This window comes from Amycolatopsis sp. NPDC059021, from assembly GCF_042739895.1.
Lineage (GTDB): Bacteria > Actinomycetota > Actinomycetes > Mycobacteriales > Pseudonocardiaceae > Amycolatopsis.
Genome location: NZ_JBHYIQ010000122.1, coordinates 16,755 through 27,594 on the forward strand (window position 1 = coordinate 16,755; position 10,840 = coordinate 27,594).

The following is a 10,840-nucleotide window of genomic DNA, read 5'->3' on the forward strand; positions in this document are numbered from 1 at the left end:
CCCGCGCGGGCGCCGGCCGACCACTATACGCACCCGCCGCTCGCCCGCCTCGCCCCGCGCGGCCGGGGGTTCCACCCCCACCACCCCGGCGCTCGCTACGTCAGGTGCTCGAGGACGACGTTCGCGACGCCGAGCATGCCGCTGCGGAACGGGTGGTAGGACAGGGCCGCGAACAGCTGCGTGTACTGGCCGTTGATCCACGCCGCACCGCCCCGCGCGCACGCGTCGTGCCCGAGCGACGGGCCGTAGGTGTCGACGTAGACCGCCTTGCCGTCGGCAGCGACCGCCTTCGCGAGCGCGGCGTTCAACGCCTGTTCGACGCTGTCGAGCCACCCGTAGTCGCCGTCGGCGAACGGCAGCACGGCCGGGCAGTACCCCTTCGGCGGCGCGATGCGCGGGTAGCCGACCACGAGCACCTTCGCGTGCGGCGAGCGCTGGTGGATGCCCTTGAGCACGGTGACGACGTCCTGACCGGTCCGCGCGACGGCGGCCTTCATCGTGTCGGTGCCGCCGGAGGTGTACCGCCGCTGGCACGGGTTCCCGTGCGGATCGGTGGCCCGCAGCCCGGGGCAGGTGCCGACGAGCGTGCCGAACACGTCGGAGTCGTTCCCGCCGATGCCGAGGGTGACCAGGTCCGTGCTCGCCCGCAGCGCGGAGAACTGCGGCGGGTTCACACCGCCGAACTGGACCGCCTGCGGCGTCACCATGTGCGTGGTCTTGGCGCCGCCGCAGCTGACGTCGGTGAAGCGGTCCGGGTGCAGCGCCCTGGCCACGAAGGACGGATAGTTGTTCGTCGATCTCCCGCAGCCGAGCGGATCCCAGCGTTGCGCGGGAATCAGCGGGCCGGACGTGTACGAGTCGCCGAGCGCGACGTAATGGTGAACACCGGCTTCCCGGGGAGCGGCGGAAACGGCGGCGGCCGACGTCGTGAGCAGCACGGCCGAAGCGGCGGCGGTGAGCAGAATCCGAGCGATGCGCATCATGGATTCACGTCTAATCAGCGCGGATCCCGCTGCCTGCCGCCAATCGGGTGGTCGAGCCCAGGGTTCACCCGGCCGTGGTGTCAGATCGGGTGAACCCGCCCGGTTCACGGTAGGTGAGCAGATATCGCCAGAACAGCAGCGTCCGGACCGTGCTCCCGGGCAGCAGCCGGGCCGACTCGCGCCGGATCTTCGTCATCGACGGCGTCTCGTCCCTGACCGGCGGTTTCGGCACGAAATCGGTGCCGCCGTTGAGCCGTTCACCGGCGGCCACGACGAGCCGCGCGAGCACGTTGACCGGCGCGGCCGTCACCCACATCCCCCAGTCCACCGCCGCGCTCGGACTGCCCAGCCCCAGCACGGCCAGCACGCCGCCGGGCGCGAGCGCGCGGCGCAGCGCGGTCACCGTCTCGAACGGGACGTGATGCAGCGAAGCGATGCACGAGATGAAGTCGTAGTGCCCCTCCGGCAGCGATTCGGTGGTGACGTCCGCGTGCCGGTAGGCGATCTTGCCGGGACCCGGCGAGCCCAGCGCCTCGGCCTTCTCGATCATCGGCCCCGAGGCGTCCAGCGCGTCCACGGTCATCCCCGCCGCGGCCAGCCGCCGCGCGAACCGGCCGGTCCCGCAGCCGACGTCGAGCGCGGTACCCGGACCGGGCGGCAGCAGGCCGAGCAGCAACGGGTGGTAGTGGTCGTTGTGGTTGAACGGCATGCGTCGAGAGTGCCAGGACGGCCGCACGTAGACTCGTCTGGACAGGTGACACAGGGTCTAGGGAGTTGTCAGTGCCGCGAGAGGCGGACGAACCGTTCGAGGAGTCTTCAGAGTCCGCGCAGCGTGAGCCTCGCAGGCCGGAGCTGGCCGATCCGGACAGCTTCGCCGGGGTCGACGAGCTGGGCGCGCGGGCACACGAGGGCACCGACGATCACGATCCCGAGCTGGACGGCCCCGACGAGGCGTTCGCCGCAGGCGGCGGTTCGCGGGCGGGCATCGGCGGGATCGGGCAGCTCGGCGACAACCTCGCGCTCGGCCCGGTGCCCGACTTCGCGCACACCGGCGACGAGCCCCCGCACGAGCTCGACGACGAGGGCGAGCAGGCCGACCACGGTGACCCGGACGGCCCGCAGGCACGCCGCGAGCTGATGGCCGTCGAGGCCGAGCTGAACCAGCGCTGGCCGGAGACGAAGCTCGAGCCCTCGCTCGCCCGCATCTCCGCGCTGATGACGCTGCTCGGCGAGCCGAACAAGGGCTACCCGGTGCTGCACGTCGCCGGGACAAACGGCAAAGGCTCGGTGAGCCGCATGATCGACGCGCTGCTCACCAGGATGGGCCTGCGTGTCGGCCGCTACACCAGCCCGCACCTGCAACTGGTCACCGAGCGGATCGCGCTGGACGGGCGGCCGATCCCGGCCGCGAAGTACGTCGACCTCTTCCGCGACGTCGCGCCCTATGTGTCCATGGTGGACGGTGCCGATCCGGACGGCGTGGCGATGAGCAAGTTCGAGATCCTCACCGGGATGGCGTTCGCCGCGTTCGCCGACGCGCCGGTGGAGGCCGCGGTGGTCGAGGCGGGCATGGGCGGCGCGTGGGACGCCACCAACGTCGTCGACGCCGATGTCGCGGTACTCACCCCGATCGGCCTCGACCACGTCGAATACCTCGGCCCCGAGCCGGTTTCGGCGGCGAAGGAGAAGGCCGGGATCATCAAGCCCGGCTCCGTCGCGGTCATCGCCGAACAGTCCGAGGACGTGCTCAAGGTGCTGCTGGAGCGCGCGATCGAGGTGGACGCCACGGTGGCGCGGGCGGGCAGCGAGTTCGGCGTGCTGGAGCGCGAGGTCGCGGTCGGCGGCCAGCTGCTGAAGCTGCAGGGCCTCGGCGGCGTCTACGACGAGATCTTCCTTCCGCTGCACGGGGAACACCAGGCCGCGAACGCCGCGCTCGCGCTGGCCGCCGTCGAGGCGTTCTTCGGCGCGGGCAAGGACAAGCAGCTCGTGCTCGAAGCCGTGCGCGAAGCGTTCGCCGAGGTCGAGAACCCCGGACGACTGGAGCGCGTCCGCGCGGCACCGACCGTCCTGCTCGACGCCGCGCACAACCCGATGGGCGCCCGCGCGCTCGCCACCGCCGTGTCGGGGGAGTTTGCGTTCCGCAGGCTCGTCGCCGTGGTCGGGGTGATGGCGGAGAAGGACGCGCGGGGCATCCTCGACGCGCTCGAACCCGTGGTGTCCGACATCGTGGTCACCCGGAACTCGTCGCCGCGCTCGATGCCGCTGGAGGAGCTGAACGAGGTGGCGATCTCGATCTTCGGCGAGGACCGCGTCGTGGCGGAATCGAGCCTGGAGACGGCGATCGAGACCGCGATCGGCCTCGTCGAACAGAGCGACGACCCGGAGGAGCCCCTCGCCGGCGGCGGGGTGCTGGTCACCGGGTCGGTCGTCACCGCGGGCGAGGCACGCACACTGTTCGGGAAGGAGCCCGCCTGATGAGCGAGGAGAGTGTCCCGAAGCCCGCGAAGGACCCGATGAAGGGGTTCCGCGGCGTCATGGCGGGTTCGCTGATCATGGAGGCCATCACGGTCGCGCTCGCGATCCCGGTGGTCGCGAAGCTCGGCGGCGGGGTCGGCACCGGTACCGGCTGGGCCGTGATCGCCATCGCGGTCGCGCTGCTGCTGTGCTGCGGGGTCATCAAGCGCCCGTGGGCCGTCCCGGTGGTGCTGGTGCTGCAGGTGGTGCTGATCGCGATGGCGTTCCTGCTGCCCGCGGTCGCGATCCTCGGCGTGATCTTCCTCGCCTTCTGGCTCTGGGTGCTGTGGCTGCGCCGCGACGTCGCGCGCCGGATGGCCGCGGGCACCCTGCCCAGCCAGCAGCAGCCGCAGTCCTGACGGACCGTCTGGTCCACAATGGACGGTCAGGTCGCGCTGCGCGTGGTGGCGTGCAGGCTGCCCAGCAGGGCCAGCGCGCGGGCACTGGGCGTCGCCGGTTCCGCGTGGTAGACGACCAGTTGCTGGCCGGGTGCGTCGCGCACGTCGAAGGCCTGGTAGGTCAGGGTCAGCGGACCGACATCGGGATGGACCAGCTGCTTGGGTTCGAGGGTCTTGCCCCGCACCTGGTGAGAGTCCCACAGGGCGCGGAACTCCTCGCTGCCGTCGCCGAGTTCGGCCACCAGGCGCAGCAGGCCGGGGTCCCCTGGGGCGAATCCCTCGGCCATCCGCAGGTTCGCCACGGTGGCCTGCGCCGTCCGGTTCCACTGCGCGTAGAAATGCCGTCCGGCGGGATCGAGGAACGTCATGCGGGCGAGGTTGTCCGCCACGCGGAACGGTGAGAACAACGCGTCGGCCAGCGCGTTGGTGGCCAGCACGTCCAGCGTGCGGTCGAGAACGAACGCCGGGGTGTCGCGGTAGCCGTCCATCAGCCCGCGTAACTGCGGGCTCACGGTCCGCCGCACGGGTTCCGGACCGGTGCCCGGCACCGTCCCCGCCAGCCGGTGCAGGTGCTCGCGGGCGTCCGGGCCGAGATCCAGCGCCCGGCACAGCGCGTCGAGCACCTGCGGCGAGGGATGGGTTTCGCGGCCCTGTTCGAGGCGCGTGTAGTAGTCGGCGTTGACCCCGGCGAGCACGGCGACCTCCTCCCGCCGCAGCCCCGGCACCTTCCGCCGCCCGGAGTAGGGCAGGCCCGCCTCCTCCGGGGATCGCCGCGCGCGGTGTGCGCGCAGGAACTCACCCAGTGCTCCGCTGCTCATGCGCTCGACTCGCTCATGACTCCAGGCTAGGCCGGACCAACGGGCTTTGCCTGGGTCTGCCGGACCCAGGCAAAGCGTGCCCTCCCACCGGCCGTCGCCGCGTCCCAGACTCGGTCGCAGAGCAACTGCGAAGGAGTCACGACATGACAGGCGAACTGGACGGCAAGGTCGCGCTCGTCACCGGTGCGGCGCGCGGCGTCGGCGCGGCGACCGTCACCTGGCTGCACGCCAGGGGCGCGCAGGTGGTCGCCACCGACATCCGGCCGAGCGTCCGCGAGTGGACGGCCGGGCTCGACGGTGTGACCGCACTGGTCGGTGACGTGGCGGACGAGGAGACGGCGATACGGTCCGTGGCCACCGCGGTGGAGCGGTTCGGCGGTCTCGACATCCTGGTCAGCAACGCGGGCCGGTCGGTGAACAAGCCGGTCACCGAAACCACGGCGGACGACTGGGACACCTTGCTGGCCGTCAACGCCCGTGCGGCGTTCCTGCACTCCCGGGAAGCCTTCCGGGTCATGCGGGAGCGTGGCGGCGGGGCGATCGTCACCGTGGGATCGTTCGCCTGCAGCGTCGGTTTCACCGGGGGCTCGGCCTACAGCGCGTCCAAGGGAGCGCTGGCCCAGCTGACCAAGGTGCTCGCGCTGGAAGGCGGTCCGCACGGGATCCGCGCCAACGTCGTGGCGCCCGGCGTCATCGAGACCGACCTGCTCGACAGTTTTCGCCCCGACAGCAGGGAATACCTGCGCTCGTTCGGCGAAGCACACCCGCTGAAACGGGTCGCGAGCCCCGAGGAGATCGCCGAAGTGATCGGCTTCCTCGCCTCCCCGCGCGCCGGCTTCGTCACCGGTGCCGTCGTCGCGGCCGACGGCGGCTACACGGCCGCCTGAGCACGTTCAAGTTCACGGAGAAGAGGAAGAACCATGACAGGAAGACTGACCGGCAAGGTCGCACTGATCACCGGGGCGACCGGCGGCATCGGTCAGGCCACCGCGGAGCTGTTCGCTCGTGAAGGGGCCCAGCTCGTCGTCACCGACGTCGCCGGTGACGACGTGGAAGCCCTCGCGGCGCGGCTGGCCGGCGGCGGCGCCGAAGTCGTCGCCGCACCGCTCGACGTCTCGTCGTTCCAGCGCTGGAACGCGGTCATCGACCTGGTGCGCCGGCGTTTCGGCAAGCTGGACATCCTGGTCAACGTCGCCGGGATCGTGGACTGGCCCGGCATCGAGGAGACCGGCCAGGAGGCGTGGGACCGGGTCATCGCGGTCAACCAGACCGGCACCTGGCTGGGCATGAAGGCCGCGATGCCGATGCTGCGCGCGTCCGGCGGCGCCTCGGTGATCAACACGTCGTCGGTCCTCGGGCTCGTCGGCAGCGGGGCGGCGGCCGCGTACCAGGCGTCCAAGGGCGCGGTGCGCCTGCTGACCAAGACCGCCGCGGTGGAGTACGCCACCCGGGGTGTCCGGGTCAATTCGGTGCACCCCGGGGTCATCGCGACCCCGATGATCCAGGACCTGCTCGACGAGCAGGGGGACCGGCAGCCGGACATCGCGCGCACCCCGATGCGCCGTGCGGGCCGGGCGGCCGAGGTCGCGCCGGTGATGCTGTTCCTGGCGAGTGACGAATCCTCGTTCGTCACCGGCGCGGAGTTCGTGGTCGACGGTGGGCTCACGGCGTACTGACGTCCGCCGCACCTAACGCAGGATGACGGTCCGCAGCGCGGGGGAACTCAGGATGTCGGCCGTGCAGAAGCGCTCCCGCACCCACTGTCCCTTCGAGAACAGCTTGGTCTGGTCCGAGAAGTACGGCGAGGTCGGATCTTGGGACTGCGAGTAGGTCAGCAGCGTCGAGGCGTCCGGGCACGGCCCCGGCCCGAACCCGACGACTTGGATGAAGCTCGACCCGTGCACGACCTCGGCGTTGCCCGCCGCCCCCTGCCACACCGGGGTGAGCACGTTGAGCACGCCCACCGTCCCCGGCGCGCCGTGGAGCGGGATGCGCTCACCATTGCGGGTGACACCCTGATGCTCGCCGAGAGGCGCGTCCGCCGGGATACCCGCGGCACGCAGCTCGGCCACCGCGTCCCCGAACGCCCGCTGGACCGCGGCACTGGCGGTGTCCAGAGTGTTCGGCGTGGTGAGCGGGTGCGCCGGGTCGAACGGGACCCGCCACGGCGACCCGGCCGGGCCGCCCAGCCGCTGCGCGAATCGCTGGAACAGCAGGGAACCACGGGAGTCCAGTGTGTAATGGTGGTCCCAGTTCGCGAGCGCCGCGCAGGCCGGGCCGACCGGCACTGGGCCCTGCGAGGACGGCGCCTGCCCGCCGGGGAAGGCCGCGCACATCTTCGCGGTGTCCGCGGCGGCCAGCTCGGCGGTGCGGCTGCGGTCGGCGAACAACGTCGCCCGCATCGACTCGGTGGTGAAACCGCCGTGTGCCAAGGCTTCCTCGGTGGTGATCAACGCCTCTCGCGTCCGGTCGGACCGCTGGGTGCCGAGGTCACCGACAATGCGCGGGTAGCCGGTGATCGGGGCGTGCGCGTTGGCGAGCCAGGCGCTGTCGTTGGTGTTGAGCGTGTAGTCGCGGCGCTGCAGCTGCGGCAGCCGGGACGGGGCGAACAGACCGGGCTCGATGGCGCCGGGGTCGGATCCCCAGCCGCACGAGGATCGTGAACCGTCCAGAATGGACACTCCAGAGGCGGGGAACAACAGGCGTCCCAGCGGGGTCCCGCAGTCGGCCGCCTGCTGGTCGGTGACATGCGGCACGACCTGGATGTCCGCGTAGAGCGCGTTGCCCGCGCGATCGGTCGCGACGGTGTTGACCCACGGGACGCCCTGGGTGCGCGAAAGCGCGTCGACGATGGCACCGGTGCTGCGGGCCCGGTCGAGCTCGAACCACGTGTTCAGCGCGCGCAGGTTGGTGGCGTTGGCGTCGCGCAACGCGTACACCGACTTGGCCGTCCACGGCAGCGAGGTGCCGCCGACCGAGGTGATGACCGGGCCGTAGCGGGTGCCGTGGATCGTGCGCTCCACCTGGTGGCGGGTGCCGTCCGCCTCCCGGACCTCGACGCGCACCGTCCGCGCCGACATCTTCTCCGCCTTGCCGTCCACGACGTAGCTTGTCGGATCGCCGGGCGTCAGCGGGAGCTCGAAGAGGCCGAACGTGATCGGTGTCGCGACCGTGTGCGTCCACGCGGCGTCGGCGGTGTGCCCGATCTGGATCAGCGGGATCCCGAGCATGCTCCCGCCGGAGACGTCGAAACGGCCCGGGATCGTCAGCTGTGCCTGCCAGAACCGGCGCCCGCCCTGCCACGGATAGTGCGGATTCCCCAGCAGCACGCTCGATCCGGACGCGGTGCCGTCCTTGCCGACGGCGATCCCGTTGCTGCCGAGCTCGCCGGTGCCCAGCGCCGTCCGGACCGCGGCGGCGATCCGTGTCGCGGCGTCCGGCGCCGGCGTGGCGGGAGCCGCCGCGGCCGACGGCTGTCCGGCGTTCACCGTCCCGCTCACCAGCGCGCCGCCACCCGCGATCGTCGTGATGGCGTAGAGATGGCGGTAGACGTCGAGTTCGGTGATCGGGCGCAGCCATGGGGCGTCATGGCAGGCCGGGTCGGCGATCCCGGCACCGCCGGTCTTCGCCAGATAGGCGTTGAAACCATGGGTGTAGCCGGTGATGATCTCGCGCACCTCGGGGCGCGGGCCCTGCGGCGCGGGCGCCCCGGCGAGCCGTTCCACCACCCCGGAATCGTTGATCGCCTGGAAATGGAGATCGCTTTCCAGGTTCGTCCGCGCACTGCTCAGCGCGGCGTCACCCGAGCCGTCCGGCCCGAGGAACGCCGAGCGCCGCGCCTCGACGGTCAGATAGGTGTTCGCCAGCTCGCAGATGTTGTCCCGCGCGGCGGCGAAACCATAGCCGTAGCCGAGCCCGTCGAAGTCCTTCGCGAGGATGTGCGGTATGCCGTGCTCGGTGTAGCGGATCACCGCGTGCCCGGCCTCCGCCGCCGTGGCGGCCGGGGTGAGCAGCGCGGACGCCGACAGTAAGACGGTCAGGAACGCCAGTAAGCGGCGCATGGTCACTCCCGGGTCGTGGAATTTCGTGATCAAGCTAGCCAGGCGCCGCGCGACGGGACAATGGGCGAACGGACCACACCGGTGTCCGTTCATCACCGGGACACGCGCAGTTGGCCCTCCCGCCCGGAACGCGGGATAGAAACCGCGCATGACCGAACTGTCCCCACCCTCCCGCCGTGCCCTTTTCAAGGCCGGGCTCACCGGAGCGGGCGCGCTCGCCGCGGGCCTGCTCCTGCCCGGCGTCGCGGGCGCCGCGCCCGCGCTCGTCCGTCGTGACCGCCCGATCCTCACCCACGGCGTCCAGTCCGGCGACGTCACCGCCGGCTCCGGCATCGTCTGGTCGCGCGCGGACCGCCCGTCGCGGTTGATCGTCGAGATCGCGCGGGACGAGTCGTTCCGGCACACGCGCCGCGTCGCCGGCCCGGTGGTCTCGCCCGATACCGGCGGCACCGGCAAGGTGCGCGTCGCGGGGCTGCCGCCGGGTACCGAGATCCACTACCGCGTCACTGCGGAGGCGCTCGACGGCCGGACGTGCAGCGAGCCGCTGACCGGCCGGTTCGCTACCGCGCCAGTGGGGCGCCGGGACACCCGGATCCTCTGGAGCGGCGACGTCGTCGGCCAGAACTGGGGGATCGACACCTCGCGGGGCGGCATGACGATCTTCGGCGCGATGGCCGACCGGCGGCCGGATCTCTTCCTGCACAGCGGCGACACGGTGTACGCCGACGGGCCGCTGACCGAGACCGTGACGCTGCCCGGCGGTCGCACCTGGCGCAACGTCATGACGCCGGAGAAGGCGAAGGTGGCCGAGACGCTCGACGAGTATCGCGGCCAGCACGCCTACAACCGGCTCGACGAGCATTTCCGCCGGTTCGCCGCCGAGGTTCCCGTCTATGCCCAGTGGGACGACCACGAGGTCGTCAACAACTGGTACCCGGGCGAGATTCTCAACGACCGCCCCGAATACACCGAAAAGCGCGTCGATGTCCTCGCGCCGCGCGCGTTCCAGGCCTTCCACGAATGGCATCCGATCGACGCGCGCCAGGCCGTCGACGGTCGGGTGTACCGCAACTTCCGGTACGGCAGCCGTGCCGAGATCTTCGTGCTCGACATGCGGACCTACCGCGACGCGAACACCTCGGACCAGACGAAACCCGGCCACATCCTCGGTGACAAGCAGGCACGCTGGCTCGTCGGCGCGCTCGACCGCAGTACCGCGACCTGGAAGATCATCCAGGCGGACATGCCGATCGGGCTCGTCGTGCCCGACAGCCCCAGCGGGATCGAGGCGGTGGCGAACGGCCTGCCCGGCGCACCCGGCGGCCGCGAGACGGAACTGCACTGGGTGCTGCGCGAAATCGCGCGCCGCCGCGTCCGCAACGTCGTGTGGCTCACCGCGGACGTGCACTACACCGCGGCCCACCACTACTCGCCGGACCGCGCGGCGGTCGGGGACTTCGAGCCGTTCTGGGAGTTCGTCTCGGGGCCGCTCAACGCGGGCGCGTTCGGGCCGAACAAGCTCGACCCGACGTTCGGTCCGGAAGCGGTGTTCGTGCACGCCCCGCCCGCCGCCAACACCTCACCCGCCGATGGCTACCAGCACTTCGGCGAGCTGAACATCGACGGCGCTTCGGGCGTCCTGACCGTCGATCTGCGTGACGCCACCGGCACGTCCCTCTGGTCGAAAACCCTGCAACCCCAACGCCACTGACGCTCCGCCGGATCACGGGGGGCCAGGCTTGGGCGCCAGCGGTGGGAATGAGCGCTGCGGCGATGTCGCGAACGCTCCGTTCGGGACGTTCACCGTCCGCGCCGCGTCGCTCGGGACATGACGGGCCGCACCGTACCGAGGGACGCCCTTGGTGCGTTCAGTGCGACGAGAGCGTCCCTCGGTGCGGCCAACGCACCGAAGGCGTCCCTCGGTGCACCTCGTGCCCAGAGCAACGCCGGACATGCCGTGAAGGCCTCCTTTACAGCGCTCAACGCTGTAAAGGAGGCCGTAACGGAACACGCCACGAGCCCCCGGATCAAAGTTAGGGGGGGTTGGCCGTGCGCGCCCGGTAGTT

9 protein-coding genes are annotated in these 10,840 nt (G+C 71.4%); 5 read left to right on the top strand and 4 right to left on the bottom strand.

The window, feature by feature from the left end; genetic code table 11:
* Positions 1-95: 95 nt before the first annotated feature.
* A complete protein-coding gene (locus ACFWX1_RS42200; RefSeq protein WP_378395522.1) occupies positions 96-980 on the bottom strand; it encodes an SGNH/GDSL hydrolase family protein in 885 nt (294 codons plus the stop codon).
* A gap of 67 nt (positions 981-1,047) precedes the next feature.
* A complete protein-coding gene (locus ACFWX1_RS42205) occupies positions 1,048-1,692 on the bottom strand; it encodes a class I SAM-dependent methyltransferase (protein ID WP_378395511.1) in 645 nt (214 codons plus the stop codon).
* 71 nt (positions 1,693-1,763) lie between these two features.
* Between ACFWX1_RS42205 and ACFWX1_RS42210 the strand changes: the two genes are divergently transcribed.
* On the top strand, positions 1,764-3,458 hold the full coding sequence (locus tag ACFWX1_RS42210) for a bifunctional folylpolyglutamate synthase/dihydrofolate synthase (protein WP_378395512.1): 1,695 nt from the start codon (positions 1,764-1,766) through the stop codon (positions 3,456-3,458).
* The gene (locus ACFWX1_RS42215) at positions 3,458-3,856 is read left to right on the top strand and encodes a DUF4233 domain-containing protein (RefSeq protein ID WP_378395513.1); all 399 of its coding nucleotides are present in this window, start codon (positions 3,458-3,460) and stop codon (positions 3,854-3,856) included. The genes ACFWX1_RS42210 and ACFWX1_RS42215 overlap by 1 nt, the downstream gene beginning before the upstream one ends.
* Positions 3,857-3,882: 26 nt before the next feature.
* Here the strand turns inward: ACFWX1_RS42215 and ACFWX1_RS42220 are convergent, their stop codons facing one another.
* Positions 3,883-4,713 carry a helix-turn-helix transcriptional regulator gene (locus ACFWX1_RS42220; protein ID WP_378395514.1) on the bottom strand — a complete coding sequence of 277 codons (831 nt, stop codon included), beginning with the start codon at positions 4,711-4,713 and terminating at the stop codon, positions 3,883-3,885.
* Between the two features lie 143 nt (positions 4,714-4,856).
* Between ACFWX1_RS42220 and ACFWX1_RS42225 the strand changes: the two genes are divergently transcribed.
* Positions 4,857-5,600, top strand: a complete 744-nt coding sequence (locus ACFWX1_RS42225; RefSeq protein WP_378395515.1) for an SDR family NAD(P)-dependent oxidoreductase — start codon at positions 4,857-4,859, stop codon at positions 5,598-5,600.
* A 33-nt stretch (positions 5,601-5,633) separates the two neighbouring features.
* Positions 5,634-6,389 carry an SDR family NAD(P)-dependent oxidoreductase gene (locus ACFWX1_RS42230; RefSeq protein ID WP_378395516.1) on the top strand — a complete coding sequence of 252 codons (756 nt, stop codon included), beginning with the start codon at positions 5,634-5,636 and terminating at the stop codon, positions 6,387-6,389.
* A 12-nt stretch (positions 6,390-6,401) separates the two neighbouring features.
* Here ACFWX1_RS42230 and ACFWX1_RS42235 read toward each other — a convergent pair whose 3' ends face one another.
* Positions 6,402-8,774 carry a penicillin acylase family protein gene (locus ACFWX1_RS42235; RefSeq protein ID WP_378395518.1) on the bottom strand — a complete coding sequence of 791 codons (2,373 nt, stop codon included), beginning with the start codon at positions 8,772-8,774 and terminating at the stop codon, positions 6,402-6,404.
* Between the two features lie 148 nt (positions 8,775-8,922).
* Between ACFWX1_RS42235 and ACFWX1_RS42240 the strand changes: the two genes are divergently transcribed.
* Positions 8,923-10,485 carry an alkaline phosphatase D family protein gene (locus tag ACFWX1_RS42240; RefSeq protein ID WP_378395519.1) on the top strand — a complete coding sequence of 521 codons (1,563 nt, stop codon included), beginning with the start codon at positions 8,923-8,925 and terminating at the stop codon, positions 10,483-10,485.
* Positions 10,486-10,840: the final 355 nt, after the last annotated feature.